Origin of the sequence: Microbacterium karelineae, from assembly GCF_009745985.1 — a bacterium.
Taxonomy (GTDB): Bacteria; Actinomycetota; Actinomycetes; order Actinomycetales; family Microbacteriaceae; genus Microbacterium; species Microbacterium karelineae.
This window is the reverse complement of record NZ_WFIX01000175.1, coordinates 30632-48376: the sequence shown is the minus strand read 5'-3', so window position 1 is coordinate 48376 and position 17745 is coordinate 30632. Positions and strand designations below refer to the sequence as shown.

General features: G+C 70.8%; 14 protein-coding genes and 1 pseudogene. 4 read left to right on the top strand and 11 right to left on the bottom strand.

Annotated features, from left to right (window positions below; genetic code table 11):
• Positions 1–24: 24 nt before the first annotated feature.
• The 3 genes and pseudogenes from GB932_RS03415 to GB932_RS03405 form a co-directional block, all read left to right on the top strand.
• Positions 25–1140, top strand: a pseudogene (locus GB932_RS03415) (type III polyketide synthase); the annotation flags it as partial.
• On the top strand, positions 1137–1841 hold the full coding sequence (locus GB932_RS03410) for a methyltransferase domain-containing protein (protein ID WP_156759308.1): 705 nt from the start codon (positions 1137–1139) through the stop codon (positions 1839–1841). The pseudogene GB932_RS03415 and the gene GB932_RS03410, both read left to right, overlap by 4 nt.
• Positions 1841–3034 carry an FAD-dependent oxidoreductase gene (locus GB932_RS03405; protein ID WP_156759307.1) on the top strand — a complete coding sequence of 398 codons (1194 nt, stop codon included), beginning with the start codon at positions 1841–1843 and terminating at the stop codon, positions 3032–3034. Before GB932_RS03410 ends, GB932_RS03405 begins: the two co-directional genes overlap by 1 nt.
• Here the strand turns inward: GB932_RS03405 and GB932_RS03400 are convergent.
• The 6 genes from GB932_RS03400 to GB932_RS03375 form a co-directional block, all read right to left on the bottom strand.
• Complete coding sequence (locus tag GB932_RS03400; RefSeq protein WP_156759306.1) at positions 3018–3848, bottom strand: UbiA family prenyltransferase; 831 nt, start codon at positions 3846–3848, stop codon at positions 3018–3020. The two genes, GB932_RS03405 and GB932_RS03400, sit on opposite strands and share 17 nt — an antisense overlap.
• A gap of 65 nt (positions 3849–3913) precedes the next feature.
• Positions 3914–4333: a cytochrome c oxidase subunit 4 gene (locus tag GB932_RS03395; protein WP_156759305.1), complete on the bottom strand. Its 420-nt coding sequence runs from the start codon at positions 4331–4333 to the stop codon at positions 3914–3916.
• The gene (gene ctaD, locus GB932_RS03390) at positions 4330–6051 is read right to left on the bottom strand and encodes an aa3-type cytochrome oxidase subunit I (RefSeq protein WP_156759304.1); all 1722 of its coding nucleotides are present in this window, start codon (positions 6049–6051) and stop codon (positions 4330–4332) included. The genes GB932_RS03395 and ctaD overlap by 4 nt, the downstream gene beginning before the upstream one ends.
• A 2-nt stretch (positions 6052–6053) precedes the next feature.
• Complete coding sequence (ctaC, locus tag GB932_RS03385; protein ID WP_156759303.1) at positions 6054–6959, bottom strand: aa3-type cytochrome oxidase subunit II; 906 nt, start codon at positions 6957–6959, stop codon at positions 6054–6056.
• A 160-nt stretch (positions 6960–7119) separates the two neighbouring features.
• Complete coding sequence (gene erpA, locus GB932_RS03380) at positions 7120–7485, bottom strand: iron-sulfur cluster insertion protein ErpA (protein ID WP_156759302.1); 366 nt, start codon at positions 7483–7485, stop codon at positions 7120–7122.
• A gap of 79 nt (positions 7486–7564) precedes the next feature.
• Positions 7565–8989 carry a dipeptidase gene (locus GB932_RS03375; protein WP_156759301.1) on the bottom strand — a complete coding sequence of 475 codons (1425 nt, stop codon included), beginning with the start codon at positions 8987–8989 and terminating at the stop codon, positions 7565–7567.
• Between the two features lie 47 nt (positions 8990–9036).
• On the opposite strand from GB932_RS03375, the gene GB932_RS03370 reads away from it, so the two are divergent.
• On the top strand, positions 9037–9603 hold the full coding sequence (locus GB932_RS03370) for a DUF3043 domain-containing protein (protein WP_156759300.1): 567 nt from the start codon (positions 9037–9039) through the stop codon (positions 9601–9603).
• A gap of 24 nt (positions 9604–9627) precedes the next feature.
• Here the strand turns inward: GB932_RS03370 and GB932_RS03365 are convergent, their stop codons facing one another.
• From GB932_RS03365 to dnaE, 5 genes are all read right to left on the bottom strand, one after another.
• The gene (locus tag GB932_RS03365) at positions 9628–10647 is read right to left on the bottom strand and encodes a quinone-dependent dihydroorotate dehydrogenase (protein ID WP_156759774.1); all 1020 of its coding nucleotides are present in this window, start codon (positions 10645–10647) and stop codon (positions 9628–9630) included.
• 7 nt (positions 10648–10654) lie between these two features.
• Entirely contained in the window at positions 10655–11116 is a 462-nt protein-coding gene (gene nrdR / locus GB932_RS03360) for a transcriptional regulator NrdR (protein WP_156759299.1), read from the bottom strand.
• A 38-nt stretch (positions 11117–11154) separates the two neighbouring features.
• On the bottom strand, positions 11155–12456 hold the full coding sequence (gene hisD, locus GB932_RS03355; protein WP_156759298.1) for a histidinol dehydrogenase: 1302 nt from the start codon (positions 12454–12456) through the stop codon (positions 11155–11157).
• Positions 12457–12506: 50 nt separating this feature from the next.
• On the bottom strand, positions 12507–14084 hold the full coding sequence (locus GB932_RS19350) for a hypothetical protein (RefSeq protein WP_231915980.1): 1578 nt from the start codon (positions 14082–14084) through the stop codon (positions 12507–12509).
• Between the two features lie 70 nt (positions 14085–14154).
• A complete protein-coding gene (gene dnaE, locus GB932_RS03345) occupies positions 14155–17667 on the bottom strand; it encodes a DNA polymerase III subunit alpha (protein WP_156759297.1) in 3513 nt (1170 codons plus the stop codon).
• Positions 17668–17745 lie beyond the last annotated feature (78 nt).

The following is a 17745-nucleotide window of genomic DNA, read 5'->3' as shown; positions in this document are numbered from 1 at the left end:
GCCCCTCGACCGAGCCGCGCGGTTAGGTTGAGGGGTATGGTCACTTCCCTCCTGTCCATCGGCACGGCCGTCCCGCCGATGCGGCTCGCTCAGCCGGGCCTCCGGGACCTCTTCGCCCGGCAGACGGGCATCGACCGCCGAGCGACGCGGATCATCCGCGGCGTGTTCGATCGATCGGCGATCGACCATCGGCACACGGTCATCGAGGAGCTCGGGGGCGGCATCGGCGCGTTCGTCGACGACTCGGGTCAGCTGCGCTCCCCCACGACGGGCGAGCGCAATGCCGTCTACCGCCGCGAGGCGCCGCCGCTCTTCGCCGCGGCCGCGGCCGATGCGCTTGTGCGGTCAGGATTCGCGGCGTCCGAGGTCACGCACGTGGTCACGGCCTCGTGCACGGGCCTCTTCGCTCCAGGCCCCGACTTCCGGCTCGTCAAGGATCTCGGCATCCCCGCGTCCGCCGAGCGGTACCACCTCGGATTCATGGGGTGCGCCGCGGCGTTCCCGGCGCTGCGCGCCGCGACCCGGATCAGCGACGCGCAGCCGGGATCCGTGGTGCTCGTCGCCTGCGCGGAGCTCTGCTCACTCCACGTCCGCTCGTCGGACGACCCGGAGCAGATCGTCGCGTCGGCCGTCTTCGCCGACGGCGCCGCCGCGGCCGTCGTCTCCTCCGCGCCGGCGCGCACGCCGGCTCCCGCGCTCGAGGTGGGAACCTTCTCGACCGCGATCACGAGCGAGGGCGAGAGCGCGATGGACTGGAGCGTCGGCGACCGGGGCTTCGACATGATCCTCACGGCCGAGGTGCCGCGCATCGTCGGCCGCGAGATCCGCGAGGTCGTCGGTGTGTCGCTCGATGGGGACGGCGAGGCAGGGGCCGTGGACGCGTGGGCCGTGCACCCCGGTGGGAGGAGCGTCCTCGATCGCGTGCAGTCGGGGCTCGGCCTTCCTGACGCCGCCATGACGGACTCACGGGCCGTCCTCCGCGAGTTCGGCAACATGTCGAGCGCCACGGTGCTCTTCATCCTCCGGCGCATCCTCGATGACGATGCGCTCCCCGACGCGGCTCGCGTCGCAGGTCTCTGCTTCGGACCGGGCCTGACCGTCGAGACGGCGCACTTCACGCTCCGCCGAGGCATGCCGTGAGCCTCTCCGAACGCGACGCCCACCTGGCGGAGCTGATGGATGACGAGGCATGCGACCCTGTCCGGCTCCGCCGCACGCTCGCGCGCTTCGCGATCGTGAACCGCGTCGTCTCCGGATGGGACCGCGCCTATCGCGCGCGCCTGCGCCCCGTGCTCGCCACGCTGGGACGCCCCGCGCGCGTGCTCGACATCGGCTGCGGATCCGGCGACGTCCTGCGCCGCATCACGCGGCTCGCGCGCGTCGACGGCTTCGCCGTCGACGCGACGGGGATCGATCCCGACCCCCGCGCGCTGGCTGTGGCCATGAGCACGGAGCGGATGCACGGGGTCTCCTATCGGCGCGCCGTCAGCCGCGACCTCGTCGCCGAGGGTGCACGCTTCGACATCGTCGTCTCGAACCATCTGCTGCACCATCTCGACGCCGACGGACTCGACGGCGTGCTCGCGGACTCGGAGGCCCTCGCCGAGCGCCTGTGCCTGCACTCGGACATCGCGCGCGGCCGGATCGCGTACACGGCATATGCGATCGGCGTCACCCCTCTCGCGCCCGGCTCGTTCCTCCGCACCGACGGACTCCGCAGCATCCGCCGCAGCTACACCCGCCCCGAGCTCGCCGCCGCGCTGCGCCCGGGCTGGACCGTCGAGAGGCCCGCCGCCTTCCGCCTGCTCGCGGTGCACCGCCCCGCCCCGGCGGGGGCCTGATGCACTCCCCCGAGCACGATGTCGTCGTCATCGGTGCGGGCCCCGCCGGTCTGCTCATGGCGTCGGAGCTCCATCGCCGCGGCCTCGATGTCGCCCTCCTCGAGCGCCGGCCGGTCGCCGGGCCGGGCAGCCGCGCCATCGGCGTGCACCCGCCGACCCTCGGCGCCCTCGAGGCGTCGGGGGCGACGGAGCGGATCCTCGCGGAGGCCGTCCGGATCAGGCGCGGGATCGCCCGCTCGGGTGATCGCGTCCTCGGAGAGGTGAGGTTCGATCGCCTGCCGCTCCGGTTCCCGTTCATCGCGACGCTTCCCCAGGCCTCCACCGAGGCGGCGATCGCGGCGGGCGCACCGGCGCCGATGCGGGGCGTGCGCGCCACCGCCGTCGAGGATCGCGGCCGCCTCGTCATGATCCGTTCCCTGGCGGGCGGGTCCGAGACGGAGACGAGCGCCCGATTCGTCGTCGTCGCGGCCGGCGCGAGCGGTCGCTGGCTCCTACCGGCGTCCGCCACCGCGCGGCCCCATCGGTATCGCGACCGGTACCTGATGGCCGATGTCACCGACTTCGCCGCGCCCGAGGACGCGGCGGTCGTCGCGCTGGATCGCGGCGGTGTGCTCGAGTCGTTTCCGCTCCCCCACGGCGGCCGCCGGATCGTGGCCTGGGACAGGGCGCTCGCGCCCGATGGAACGTCGGCCGCGGACGGAAACGGGGCGGCCGACGATGCGGAGCGGCTGCGGCGCGCCGTCGAGGAACGGGCAGGAGGCGCCGCTCCGCCGCGCCACGGGATCGAGCGGGCGTCCGCGTTCGGCATCCACCGCGCCCTCGCTCCGCGCATGCGCGTGGGGCGCGTCTTCGTGATCGGCGACGCCGCCCATGAGGTGAGCCCCATCGGCGGTCAGGGGATGAACCTCGGCCTGCTGGACGCCGCGACCCTCGCGCCGATCCTGGCCGAGCGCCCCGGCGACGCCCAGGAGGCGGGACTCGACCGGTGGGAGCGGGCGAGGACGGCATCGGCGCGGACCGCGGCCCGGCTCGCCGGGCTCAACACGGCGCTCGGTCGCCCGCGTCCGGCCCGATCCCACCGGATCCTCGCCCACGCGGTCGGGGCGGCGCTCGCGGGCCCGCTGGCGTCGATCGCGACACGAGCGTATGCGATGGGACTCGATCGCGACGCGGCGTTCAGATCTCTCCCGTGAGGACGAGCTGGAGCACGAGAACCAGCGACGCGATCATGACGAGGCGGAAGCCCCGTCTGCTGGGAGCGCCGCGGGTCGATGCGACGAGGCCCCACGCGGCGATGCCCGCCACGGTGAGGAACCCCAGCCCCCGCAGCGCCGCGACGCCCGGATCACCCGCGGGCGGGCCGGTGGCGACCACCGCCGCGCCCGCGACGAGCGCCGCGAACGCGGAGACCGCCGACCAGCGCCGCCCGAACCGATGCGGGAGCCCCCGCACTCCTGTGCGGGCGTCGTCGTCGAGATCGGGCAGCACGTTCGAGAAGTGCACCGCGAGGCCGAGGCACGCCCCCGCGATCCACGCCCAGGTGGGTGCCGGCCGCGGGTCCGCGAGCGCGAGGGGCGCGAGCGACGGAAGGATGCCGAACCCGACGGCGAAGCACAGCGCCGACCAGGCGGTGGACTTCACGCCCGCGTTGTACGCCCACCCCGCCCCGACGAACGCGATGTGCGCGGCCGCGAGCTGCCAGCCGAGCGCCGCCGAGAGCACGACGGCGACGACCGCGGAGAGGCCGGCGGCCGTCCACGCCGCGCGCAGAGGTGCGCCCGGCGGCGCGAGGGGCTTGTCGGGTCGTCCTGCGAGCCGATCCCGCGGAGCGTCGATTGCGTCATTCGACAGGCCGATCGAGACCTGGCCCGCGAACACCGCCGCCACGAGGACCGCGAGCCGCACCGGGCCCAGACCGGCCGACAGCCCCAGCCCGAGCGCGATCGCCGTGACCACGAGCGTCGGCCCCGGATGGGTCGACCGCCACAGCACCGCGGATATGCGCACCCCATCGATGCTAACGAGAACGACCCCCGACCGAGACGGTCGGGGGTCGTTCGAACGAGCGAGACTCAGCGGGCGAAGTTGCCGCGGTAGTACTCGTACACCCAACCCACGAGTCCGACGATGAGCAGGCCCGCCGCGACCGGGATGAGGAAGTGAGCCGTCGCGAGCGAGATCATGCCCAGCGCGGGCGCCGCGGCGAGCACGAGGGGCCACCACGACCACGGGCTGAACTCGCCCTGCTCGGACTCGCCGTCGTCGATGTCGACGTCGAGGCGATCCTCAGGGAGCTCGACCCCGTGCTGGCTCCTGTGGATGCGCTGCACGAAGAAGGCGATCATCGCGGCCATGAAGGTCGAGAAGAGGAGCCCGACGGTGCCGATCCACTCCACCTCGCCCTTCTCGATGAGGCTCCACACGACGTAGGTCGCGAAGCACGCGAAGAAGAAGCCCGCGAGCAGCCACCAGAGTCCGACCTGCGACTTCATGACGTAGTTCCTCCCTGGAGCGGGGGCTCCGTGGTGCGGGCCGGATCGTAGTCGTCCGCCGCCTCGGGGTGGTTGAGGTCGAACGCCGGGCGCTCCGAGCGGATGCGCGGGATCGACGTGAAGTTGTGGCGCGGCGGCGGGCAGCTGGTGGCCCATTCGAGCGAGCCGCCGTAGCCCCACGGGTCGTTGACAGTGACCTTGGGCGCCTTGCGCGCCGTGATCCACACATTGAGGAAGAACGGGATCATCGACGACGCGAGCACGATCGAGCCGATGGTGGACAGCTGGTTCTCCCAGGCCCATCCGTCATCCGCCGACCAGTCGGCGTAGCGGCGGACCATGCCGTCGACGCCCAGCCAGTGCTGCACGAGGAAGGTCATGTGGAAGCCGATGAACAGCAGCCAGAAGTGCACGTAGCCGAGGCGCTCGTTGAGCATCTTCCCCGTCCACTTCGGCCACCAGAAGTAGAAGCCGGCGAACATCGCGAACACGACGGTTCCGAAGACCACGTAGTGGAAGTGGGCGACGACGAAGTACGAGTCGCTCAGGTGGAAGTCGAGCGGGGGCGCCGACAGGATCACGCCCGTCAGGCCGCCGAACACGAACGACACGAGGAAGCCGAGCGAGAACAGCATGGGCGTCTCGAACGTGATCGAGCCGCGCCACATCGTGCCGATCCAGTTGAAGATCTTCACGCCCGTCGGCACCGCGATGAGCATCGTCATGAGCGCGAAGAACGGCAGCAGGACGGCGCCCGTGACGTACATGTGGTGCGCCCACACCGAGACCGAGAGGGCCGCGATCGCGATCGTCGCGTACACGAGGGTCTTGTATCCGAAGATCGGCTTGCGGCTGAAGGCCGGGAAGATCTCGGACACGATGCCGAAGAACGGCAGCGCGATGATGTACACCTCGGGGTGGCCGAAGAACCAGAACAGGTGCTGCCACAGGAGCACGCCGCCGTTCTGCGGGTCGTACACGTGCGAGCCGAAGATGCGGTCGCTCGCCGCGGCGAGCATGGCGGCCGCCAGCACGGGGAACGCGATGATGATCAGCAGGCTCGTGATGAGCGTGTTCCACGAGAAGATCGGCAGGCGCCACATCGTCATGCCGGGCGCGCGCATCGTGATGATCGTCGTGATGAAGTTCACGGCGCCGAAGATGGTGCCGAAGCCGGACAGGCCGAGGCCGACCATCCAGAGGTGACCTCCGACACCCGGCGAGAACGACGCGTTCGCGAGTGGCTGGTATGCGAACCAGCCGAACGAGGCGGCGCCCTGGGGCGTGAGGAAGCCCGCGACGGCGATGAGCGATCCGAAGATGAACAGCCAGAGGGCGAACGCGTTCAGGCGCGGGAAGGCGACGTCGGGGGCGCCGATCTGCAGCGGGAGGATCGCGTTCGCGAAGCCCGCGAACAGCGGCGTCGCGAACATCAGCAGCATCACGGTGCCGTGCATCGTGAACAGCTGGTTGTACTGCTCCTTCGTCGGCACGATCTGCATGCCGGGCGCGAAGAGCTCCGCGCGGATGACGAGCGCCATGACGCCGCCGAGGAGGAAGAAGATGACGGACGCGATCAGGTACATGTACCCGATGGTCTTGTGGTCAGTGGAGGTGATCCACTTGACGATGATGTTGCCCTTCTCACCCGTGCGCGAGCTGCTCAGAAGAGCGGCCTGCCGCGGAGGAAGCGGAGCGGGAGCGACCTGGGTGGCCATGCTCAGTGTCCTTCCTCGGTCTCGGAACGCGTCCCGTCGGTGCCGGGGTTGTTCTGCAGACGGTCGTATGCGTCGTTGACGTCACCCGTGTTGCCGGCGGTCTCGAGCTCGGCGACGTACTGCTCGTACTCGGACTCGCTGACGACCTCGACGTTGAAGAGCATCATCGAGTGGTACTCGCCGCACAGCTCGGCGCACTTGCCGGCGTACGTGCCCTCGCGGGTCGGGATGAACGACCACGAGTTGTCGTGGCCGATGTACATGTCCTTCTTGTACAGGAAGTCGATGATCCAGAACGAGTGGATGACATCGCGCGACTGGAGGTCGATCGTGACCTTCTTGTCGACGGGGAGGACGAGCGTCGGAAGCGCCTCCTGGTCGATGTTCCCGTCCTCGTCGGGCTGCGCCTGCACGCCCATCGTGTAGACGGTCTCGCCGCCGGGGGCGGCCTCGTCGTACTGGAAGTCCCACGACCACTGCTTGGCGATCGCGGTGATCGAGACCTCGACCTCGTCTTCCGCCCAGGGCCGCTCGATGGCGGTCTGCTCGCGCACGGTGAAGGCGAACATCCCGATGACGAGGATCATCGGCACCGAGGTGAAGAAGATCTCGATCGGCATGTTGTACCGCAGCTGCACGGGGAGGCCGGTCTGGCCCTTGCGCCGGCGGTATACGATCATCGCCCAGAGCATGAGGCCCCAGGTGATCACGCCGACGACGAGGAGCACGATCCACGAGCCGACCCACAGCGAGGCGATGCCCTCGGTCTGGTTCGTCGTCGCCTGCCCCGAGCTGTCGAAGCCCGGCAGGTAACCGTGAAGCTCAGTGGGAGTGCACCCCGCGAGTGCTGCAGCGGCCGCGGCGATCACGGGGACCGCGGCCCAGCGGATTCGGCGTCTCGACGGCACGAATTCACCTTTCGAACATGGATGTGGCTGAGAACCATCCTATGGCAACCGCCCACGCTGTTCATGCCACCTTCCCAGCGAGTTCGACACGTCGTCGAAACCGGCGGGGCGCGCGAAACGCCCCGCGTGCCGGGGCACACGGGGCGTTTTGCAGGGCTGATCAGTGGAAGCTGTCGCCGCAGGCGCAGCTGCCGCCCGCGTTGGGATTGTCGATCGTGAACCCCTGCTCCGAGATCGTGTCCTTGAAATCGATCGACGCGCCGTCCAGGTAGGGGACGGACATGTTGTCGACGATCACCTCGACGCCTCCGAAGTCGACCGTCTCGTCGCCTTCCAGGTAGCGCTCGTCGAAGTACAGCTGGTAGATGAGGCCCGAGCAGCCTCCGGGCTGCACGGCGACGCGCAGACGCAGGTCGTCGCGTCCCTCCTGCTCGAGCAGGCTCTTCACCTTGGCCGCGGCGGCGTCGGTGAGGCCGACGCCGTGCGCACGATCCGTGGCGGGCGCCGCCATCGTGGTGTCAGTCATGACAGTTCTCCTCTCCGGGTGTCGCCGCTCGCGGCGGCATGGCTCGATTCTATCGGCCGTTCTCCGCGCCGGGCGCAGGTCACGGCATCTCGCGCCGGCCGAGCCGCGCGAGCAGCAGCGCCTCGGAGCGGATCGCGTGGCGGAACGTGTCGATGTGCAGCGACTCATTCGGGCTGTGCGCGCGCGAGTGCGGATCCTCGACGCCCGTCACGAGGATCTGCGCCTGGGGGAAGCGGTCCACCAGATCCGAGATGAATGGAATGGATCCGCCGATGCCGTAGTCGACCGCCTCACGGCCGTAGCCGTCGGCGAGCGCGCGCCGCGCCTCGCCGATCGCCCACCCATCGGTGTCCACGAGCACGCTGTCGCCGAGATCGATCTCGCTGAACTCCAGCTGCGCACCGAAGGGCGCGTGCGCGCGCAGGTGGTGCTCGAGCGCCGCATACGCATCTGCCGACGACTGCCCCGGCGCGACCCGGCAGCTGAGGACGAGCGTGACCTCCGGAGAGAGCGTGTTGCTCGCGGCCTCGACCGAGGTGAAGTCGATCCCCGTCACCGTGACGGTCGGCTTGTTCCAGATGCGTCCGAGGATCGACCCGTCCCCCGCGGGGCGCACGCCGTCGAGCAGGCCCGTCTCGGCGCGCAGCTGGCCCTCGTCGTAAGGGGGCGTGTCCGCGTCGCGGACGGCGAGGCCCTCGACGGCGACGGATCCGCTCTCGTCCCACAGCGTCGACAGCAGCCGCACCGCGGCCATCATCGCGTCGGGCACGGCGCCGCCGAACATGCCGGAGTGCGAGGCGTGGTCGAGCGTGCGCACCGTGAGGTGGAACTTCGCGTTGCCGCGCAGCGACACCGTCACCGCCGGGGTCTCGGAGTCGAGGTTGCCGGAGTCGGCGATCACGATGACATCGGCGCGCATGGCCTCGGCGTGCGCCTCGAGGAACGGGGCGAACGAGCGCGAGCCGTACTCCTCCTCGCCCTCGACGAACAGCACGATGCCGAGGTCGAGATCGTCGGATCCGATCGTCTCGGCGAGGGCGCGCAGCGACGCGATGTGCGTCATGACACCGGCCTTGTCATCGGCCGCCCCGCGCGCATAGATGCGTCCGTCGCGCACAGTCGGCTCGAACGGCGGCGTCTCCCACAGCGCCTCGTCACCGGGCGGCTGCACGTCGTGGTGGGCGTACAGCATGATCGTCGGGCGCCCGTTCCGGGCCCGGCGCACCGCGAGCACGGCGGGCTGGCCGAGTTCGGCGCCGTCGCCGTCGGCGACGGGTGCGCGCTCGATGTCGACCGCGTCGAACAGGCCGGTCTCACGCGCGAGGGCCGCGATCGCCTCGGCGCTGCGCTCGAGGGCCGTCTGATCGAACGCCGGCCACGCGATGCCGGGAATCCGCACGAGCCGCCCGAGGTCGTCGACGGCGGCGGGGAATCCCCCCGCCACGGCCTCGAGGAGCGCCTGGTCGTCGTCGGGAACGGTTCCGTCAGGTGCCGAGGAAGTCATGCGGGTAATCTTATGGGGATCCCCTGCTCTGAGACCCGAGGTATCCGATGGCCAAGAACGCATCCCCTGCCGACGACGACGCGGCCGCGCCGCGGAACGAGGGCAAGGGTCGTCCGACGCCGACGCGCGCCGAGCAGGAGGCGAAGCGCGTGCGCCCCCTCGTCGCGACGACGAAGGACGCGAAGCGTGCGGCGCGCGCCGAGATGCGCGAGCGCCAGGAGCGCGCTCGCGTCGGCATGGCCAACGGCGAGGAGCGCTACATGCCCGCGCGCGACAAGGGGCCGCAGCGCCGCTTCGTGCGCGACTGGACCGACGCGGGCTGGCACCTGGGCGAGTTCCTCATGCCGATGATGGTCGTCGTCATCGTCCTGACCTTCATCCCGACCTCGTTCACGCAGTTCTGGTCGTTCGTCGCGCTGTGGGCGTTCATCCTGTTCGTCATCGGCGACATGATCCTCCTGTCGAACCGCGTGAAGAAGCTCGCCGCGGAGAAGTTCGGCGAGGACCGCCGAGAGAAGGGCCTCGGCTGGTACGCGGCGATGCGCTCGATCCAGATGCGCTTCATGCGCATGCCGAAGCCGCAGGCGAAGCGCGGCGAGTACCCCCGCGTCTGACCGCGACGGCGGGTCCGCGCGGCCTCAGTCGGCGGCGAGACCGCGGTTGATCTGGTGCGCCCAGAGCGGGCCGCGGTAGATGAACCCCGTGTAACCCTGCACGAGCGTCGCGCCCGCGTCGAGCCGCTCGCGCACATCGCGCGCCGTGTCGACGCCGCCGACGGAGATCACACAGAACGACGGATCCGCGACCTCGTCACGCACGAGCCGCAGCACCTCGAGCGACCTCTCGCGCACGGGCGGGCCCGAGAGGCCGCCCGCGCCGATCGCCTCGACCGCGCGCGCGTCCGTGACGAGACCATCCCGCGAGATGGTCGTGTTCGTCGCGATGAGCCCATCGAGGCGCAGATCTGCGGCGAGGCGGGCGAGGCCGCGCACCTCGTCGTCGGGGAGGTCGGGGGCGATCTTCACGAGCAGGGGCGTCGCGCCCGCGGCGTCGCGCACCGCCTCGAGGAGCGGGCGCAGCGTCTCGACCGCCTGCAGACCGCGCAGTCCGGGGGTGTTCGGGGATGACACGTTCACCGCGAGGTAGTCGGCGAGCGGCGCGAGGAGACGGGCGCTGCGGACGTAGTCGGCCGTCGCGTTCTCGACGTCGACCACCCGGCTCTTGCCGATGTTCGCCCCGACGACCGCTCCCCCGCGGCGCAGGCGCGCCAGGCGTCGCGCCGCGGCCGCGGCGCCGGCGTTGTTGAAGCCCATGCGGTTGGCGAGGGCGCGATCGGCGACGAGCCGGAACAGCCGCGGCCGGTCGTTCCCGGGCTGCGGGATCGCCGTGACGGTGCCGATCTCGACGTGCCCGAAGCCGAGCGCGTCGAGGCCGCGCACGCCGACCGCGTTCTTGTCGAAGCCGGCGGCGACGCCGAACGGCGTGGGGAACGTGCGCCCCAGCGCCTCGACGGCCAGGGACGGCTCGGGCCGCGTGCACCGCCGGACGATCGGCGCGAGGGGGCGCGAACCCAGGATCCGCACGGCGGTCATGCCGAGGTGATGCGCGAACTCGGGATCCATGCGGCGGAAGCCGAGGCGGAAGATCAGGTCGTACAGCATCGGCTCATTCCTCGGTCGGGTGGTGGTCGGCGCGCAGCTCGGCGATCGCGTCCTCGAAGTCCTCGAGGGACTCGAATGCTCGATACACGCTCGCGAACCGCAGGTACGCGATCTCGTCGAGGTCGCGCAGCGGCTCGAGGATCGCGAGGCCGATGTCGTTCGCCTCGAACGTGCTCTGGCCCGTCTGCCGGAGCGCCTCCTCGACCTTCTGGGCGAGGATCGCGAGGTCGCCGTCTGTGACGGGCCGCCCCTGGCATGCCTTGCGGGCGCCGATGATCACCTTGTCGCGCGAGAAGGGCTCGACGGCGCCCGACCGCTTCACGACATTGAGGCTCGCCGTCTCGACGGTCGAGAACCTGCCCCCGCATTCGGGGCACTGGCGGCGCCGGCGGATGGCGAGCCCGTCGTCGGTCGTGCGCGAATCGATGACGCGCGAATCGGGGTGGCGACAGAACGGGCAGTGCATAGCCTCGTCAGCCTACCGCGCCGCGATCCGCGCCCGCGTCACGCGAAGCGCGCGCGGACGGCCTCGCCGTGCGCCGGCAGCGCCTCGGCGTCCGCCAGGGCGACGATGCGGTCGGCGACGACCCCGAGCGCGTCGCGGTCGTATTCGATCACCTGCTGCGGGCGCAGGAACGTGTAGGCCCCGAGCCCCGACGCGTAACGCGACTGCCCGTCGGTCGGCAGCACGTGGTTGCTGCCCGCCATGTAGTCGCCGAGGCTGACGGGGGTGGCGGATCCCACGAACAGGGCGCCCGCGTTCGTGTAGCGATCGGCGGCCTCGCGCGCGTCTGCGAGGTGCAGCTCGAGGTGCTCCGGCCCGTACGCGTTGCTGAAGCGCTCCATCGTGTCCGCGTCGTCGACGAGCACGATCGCCGACTGAGGGCCGGCGAGGGCCGCCGCGATCCGCTCGGCGTGGCGGGTCGCGGGCGCGATCCGGTCGAGGCGATCCTGCACGCCCCGGGCCAGATCGGCCGAGGTCGTGACGAGCACCGCGGCGGCCTGCTCGTCGTGCTCGGCCTGGCTGACGAGGTCGTATGCGATGAGGGCCGCGTCGGCCGTGTCGTCGGCGGCGACGAGGATCTCGGTCGCGCCCGCCTCGGCGTCCGTGCCGACGAACGACGAGACGATGCGCTTGGCCGCGGCGACGAAGTTGTTCCCGGGCCCCGTGACGACGTCGACGGGCGCGAGGTCGACTCCCGCGACGCCGTGGGCGAGGGCGCCGATCGCGCCCGCTCCCCCGATCGCGTACACCTCGTCGACACCGAGCAGCCCGGCGACCGCGAGGATCGTCGGGTGCACCCTCCCGCCGTGTGCCGACTGCGGAGGCGAAGCGACGGCGATGCTGCCGACGCCCGCGACCTGCGCCGGCACGACGTTCATGATGACGCTCGACGGGTACACCGCCTTCCCGCCGGGCACGTACACGCCCGCGCGGGTGACGGGCTGCCAGCGCTGCGACACCCTGGCGCCCGGCGCGATGTCGGTGGTGCGGGGCGCGGGGACCTGCGCCGCGGATCCCTCGCGCACGCGCGCGATCGACTCGTCGAGCGCGGCGCGCACATCGGCCTCGAGCCCGGCGAGTGCCTCATCGATGTGCGACCGCGGCACCCGGATCGCATGCCCCTCGACGCCGTCGAAGCGCGCGGCCTGCGCGCGCAGGGCCGACTCGCCCTCGTCGCGCACCGCCGCGACGATCGCGGCGGCCGCCTCACGGGCGGCGGCGAGGGCCTCGCTCGCGCGCGGGACGGCGGCGAGGAGCTCGGCGGGAGTCAGGCTCCGGCCGCGCAGGTCGATCGTGCGCATGTGGGGTCCTTCGCTGGGAGGTGGATCCGGGCGATCGCGTCGGGCGGCGCTCAGCCGCGCGTGACGCCGCTCGTGTCGTGCAGGTAGCCGATGCGGCCGTCGTCGTGTCGCACGACGAAGTACGCGTCGCGATCCTCCAGCACGAGCGCCCACGCGGTCGGCCCGATGCGGAAGATCGGGCGCCCGTCGAAGTCGTGCACATCCCGCTCGACCGGCACGAGCGCCCAGAAGGGCTGCGCGGCGGGCGCGGCCTGCGACTGCGGGGCGGCGGCCTGCGGCGCCGAGGCCTGCGCCTCCTGCTCCACCGGCGCGGCCTGCGCGACCGGCGCGGCCGCGTCGGGCGAGGCCGCAGCGGCGGGATCCGCGCTCGCGGCGGCCGGCGCGACGTTCGCGACGGGGGTCGTCTCGGGCGCGACCTCGTCAGCGCGCTGCGCAGCGTCACCGGTGTCCCGCGCCTCGGGCGCGGCGACGCCGGCGTCCTGCGCGTCGGGCACGACGGCCGGCACCTTCTGCGACGGCTCGACCGCGGGCGGCGCCGCGTCGGCGGCCCCGATCGATCCGCCGGCCGGCGCAGCGGCGTCCCCCGCGACGGCGGGTGCACCCGCGGCCGCCGGGTCCTGCGCGACCGGGATGACGCTGGTGGCGTCCGCGGGCTGCTCTGCCGGGCGCGCCTCGGGCGCGGCGAACGGGTCGCGCCCCTGCTGGCCGAACGGATCGTGCGCCTGCGGCGATGCCGCGGCCTGGTGTCCGAACGAATCGTGGATCTGCGGCCCCGGCGCGCCGTGCGCGGCGGGGGCCTGCGGCCACACGTGCGGGTCGCCGGCCTGCTGCGGCGCGGTGTGCGCGCCGCCGGCGCCGGGGACCGGCTGCTGCTGCGCGTACGGCGGCACGCCGGCGGCCCCGGGCGCCGCGGCGGGCGCATCGACCGGCGCCGGCCGCGGGCGCGACGCCTTCACGAGCGGACGCACGGGGCGTGCCGTCGCGTGCGCCGGCACCTCCTCGCGATCCGCGAAGTCGTCGGCGAACGGCGGGACGAAGCGGGCGAAGACGGTGAAGAACACCCCGATGAGCGCGACGGCGAACGCGACCCACACGATCGCGCTGACCCCGAACATCCCGCCGAAGTCGAACGGGAGCCCACCCGCGAACTGCGAGATGAGGCCGCTGATCGCGGTCGAGATCTGCGACAGGATGATGCCGATGTCGAGCCACACGAAGGCGGCGACGGCGAAGGCGACCGACGCGACCTGGTCGATGCTCAGACCGCCCACATTGCGGAAGCGCGGCAGGAACCGGCGCAGGACGAGGAGGACGACGGCCGCGAGCGGCAGCCCGACGGCGCCGATCCACGCGATGCCGAGCGACCACACGGGCGCATAGCCGCGCCCCACGTCACCCGAGAAGAGCGAGAAGAACGACAGCACCGTGAGCGCGACACCGGCCGCGATCACCATCCATTCGCGCAGCGTGAACGGGCCCAGGCCGCGCTGGCCGTTCGCGATGTCGCCGTCCGCGGGCTGCTCGTGCGTCGCCTGCTCGACGAACCGCGTCTGCGGCCCGACGGCGGGAGTCGGCTCGGGTGCGGCGTGGCCCTGCGGCCACGGATTCGGCGCATTCTGGTCGCTCACAGCGGACGTCCTCTCCCTCGTGCGCGGCGGCGACCGCGCCCTGCAATCCTACGCGTGCACCCCGATGGGCTCATCCGAGGCACTGCGGCCCGAGCAGCGCCTTGAGCTCCCCGAACAGCTCGGCCGAGACGCGCACGGGGATCGGCACCTCGAACACCTTCGCCGCGCGCCCGCGATGCATCTTCAGGCGCACCTCCGTGTCGCCTCCGTGGCGGTGCAGCACCTCGGCGAGGTCGCCCACGACCCGCTCCGTCGCCCGCTGCTCCGGCAGGAGGAGGGTGATCGGCCCGGACGCATCGGCCTGGCCGATGTCGGGAGTGAACGCCGACTGCGCGTGCAGATTGAGCCCGTCATCGCGGCGCGACACGCGCCCGCGCACGACGAGGATCGAATCCTGCACGAGGATCGGCTGGAACTCGGTGTAGGTCTTGCCCATGAACATGACGTCGACGGATCCCTCGAAGTCCTCGACGGTGACGATGCCGTAGGGGTTGCCGCTCGACTTCGCGACGCGGTGCTGCGCCGTCGTGACGAGGCCCGCGATGGTCACCTGGTCGCCGTCGTCGAGATCGTCCGATGCGAGGAGGCCCGCGATCGTGATCGAGCGGTGCTTCGCGATCGGCACCTCGAGGCCCGCCAGCGGGTGGTCGGAGACGTACAGGCCGAGCATGTCGCGCTCGAAGGCGAGCTTGTCCTTCTTCGTCCACTCGGGGCGCTCGGGGACCTTGTTCACCGACTGCGGCTCGTCCCACAGATCGTCGAAGTCGAAGCCGATCGCGCCCGACGCCGCGTTGCGCTTGTCGGCGACGGCCTGCTCGACCGCCTGCTCGTGGATCTCCACGAGCGCGCGCCGCGTGGATCCCATCGTGTCGAACGCGCCCGCCTTGACGAGCGACTCGACCGTGCGCTTGTTCGTCACGTGCGCCGGAACCCGGTCGAGGAACTCGTGGAACGACGTGTACGGCCCCTCCTCGCGCGCGGCGATGATCCCGTCGACGACGTTGTGGCCGACGTTGCGGATCGCGCCCAGGCCGAAGCGGATGTCGTCGCCGACGGCGGCGAAGAACTCGATCGACTCCGACACATCCGGCGGGAGCACCTGGATCCCCATGCGTCGGCACTCGTTGAGGTACATCGCGAGCTTGTCGCGCGAGTCGCCCACGCTCGTCAGCAGCGCGGCCATGTACTCGGCCGGATAGTGCGCCTTCAGATAGGCCGTCCAGTACGACACCACGCCGTACGCGGCGGAGTGCGCTTTGTTGAAGGCGTAGTCCGAGAACGGCAGGAGGATGTCCCACAGCGCCTTGACCGCGCCCTCGCCGAACCCGCGCTCCTTCATGCCGTCGGAGAAGCCGACGTACTGCTTGTCGAGCTCGGCCTTCTTCTTCTTGCCCATCGCTCGGCGGAGGATGTCGGCCTGCCCGAGCGAATAGCCGGCGACCTTCTGCGCGATCGCCATCACCTGCTCCTGATAGATGATCAGGCCGTAGGTCGTGTCGAGGATGTCCTTCAGCGGCTCCTCGAGCTCCGGGTGGATCGGGGTGATCGCCTGCTCGCCGTTCTTGCGCAGCGCATAGTTCGTGTGCGAGTTCGCGCCCATGGGACCCGGGCGGTACAGGGCGATGACGGCCGAGATGTCCTCGAAGTTGTCGGGCTTCATGAGCCGGAGCAGCGAGCGCATGGGGCCGCCATCGAGCTGGAACACCCCGAGTGTGTCGCCGCTCGCGAGGAGCTCGTATGCCTTCCTGTCGTCCAGGCCGAGGTGCTCCAGATCGATCTCGACGCCCTTGTTCGTGCGGACGTTGTCGAGCGCGTCGGAGATGATCGTGAGGTTGCGCAGCCCCAGGAAGTCCATCTTGATGAGGCCGAGGGTCTCGCAGGTCGGATAGTCGAACTGCGTGATGATCTGACCATCCTGCTCGCGCTTCATGAGCGGGATGATGTCGATCAGCGGATCGCTCGACATGATGACACCGGCCGCGTGCACACCCCACTGGCGCTTCAGCCCCTCGAGGCCGACGGCGCGGTCGAAGACGGTGCGCGCCTCCGGATCGGTCTCGATGACCGAGCGGAACTCGCTCGCCTCCTTGTAGCGGGGGTGATTCGAGTCGAACATCCCGTCGAGCGGCATGTCCTTGCCCATGACGGCCGGAGGCATCGCCTTCGTGAGGCGCTCACCCATGCTGAAGGGGAATCCGAGGACGCGTCCGGCATCCTTCAGCGCCTGCTTCGACTTGATCGTGCCGTAGGTCACGATCATGGCCACGCGCTCATCGCCGTACTTCTCGGTGACGTAGTCGATCACCTCGGAGCGACGGCGATCGTCGAAGTCGACGTCGAAGTCGGGCATCGACACGCGCTCGGGGTTGAGGAAGCGCTCGAAGATGAGGCCGTGCTCGATCGGGTCGAGGTCGGTGATGCGCATCGCGTACGCGACCATCGATCCCGCACCCGAGCCGCGGCCCGGCCCCACGCGGATCCCATTCTCCTTCGACCAGTTGATGAAGTCGGCGACCACGAGGAAGTAGCCCGGGAACCGCATCTGCGTGATGATGCCGATCTCGTACTCGGCGCGCTTGCGCACGTCGTCGGGGATGCCGTTCGGGTACCGGTAGTGGAGGCCCTTCTCGACCTCCTTGACGAACCAGCTCTCCTCGGTCTCGCCGTCCGGCACGGGGAACCGCGGCATGTAGTTGGCCTCGGTGTCGAACTCGACCTCGCAGCGCTCAGCGATCAGCAGCGTGTTGTCGCACGCGTCCGGGTGATCGCGGAACAGATGCCGCATCTCCGCCGACGACTTGATGTAGTAGCCGTCGCCGTCGAACTTGAAGCGGTTCGGATCGTCGAGCGTCGACCCCGACTGCACGCAGAGGAGCGCCTCGTGCGCGCCCGCATCGTGCTGATGCGTGTAGTGCGAGTCGTTCGTCGCGACCAGCGGGATCTGCAGATCCTTCGCGAGCTTCAGCAGGTCTCCCTGCACGCGGCGCTCGATGTCGAGCCCGTGGTCCATCAGCTCGCAGAAGTAGTTGTCCTTGCCGAAGAGGTCCTGGAACTCCGCTGCGGCCTCGCGCGCCTCCTTGTACTGCCCCAGGCGCAGGCGCGTCTGGACCTCGCCCGACGGGCAGCCCGTCGTCGCGATCAGCCCCTTGCCATAGGTCTGCAGCAGTTCGCGGTCCATGCGCGGCTTGAAGTAGTACCCCTCGAGGCTCGCGAGCGAGCTCAGCCGGAAGAGGTTGTGCATGCCGGTGGTGTTCTCCGCCCACATCGTCATGTGCGTGTACGCGCCGGATCCCGACACGTCGTCGCGCTTCTGCTCGGCAGTTCCCCACGCCACGCGCGTCTTGTCCGACCGATGCGTGCCAGGCGTGACATACGCCTCGAGGCCGACGATCGGCTTGACGCCCGCCGACTTCGCCGCCTTGTAGAACTCGAACGACGCGTAGTTGTTGCCGTGGTCGGTGACCGCGATCGCCGGCATCTCCATCTCGGCAGCCGCCTTGGTCATGTCGGCGAGCTTCGCGGCCCCGTCCAGCATCGAGTACTCGCTGTGGACATGGAGATGCACGAAGGAGTCGGATGCCATGGGATCCAGTCTAGATTCGACGTCCGACACGGGGGCTGGCAGGCCCGTTGCGTCCCGGCGCGTCTCGTTGCGTCTTGT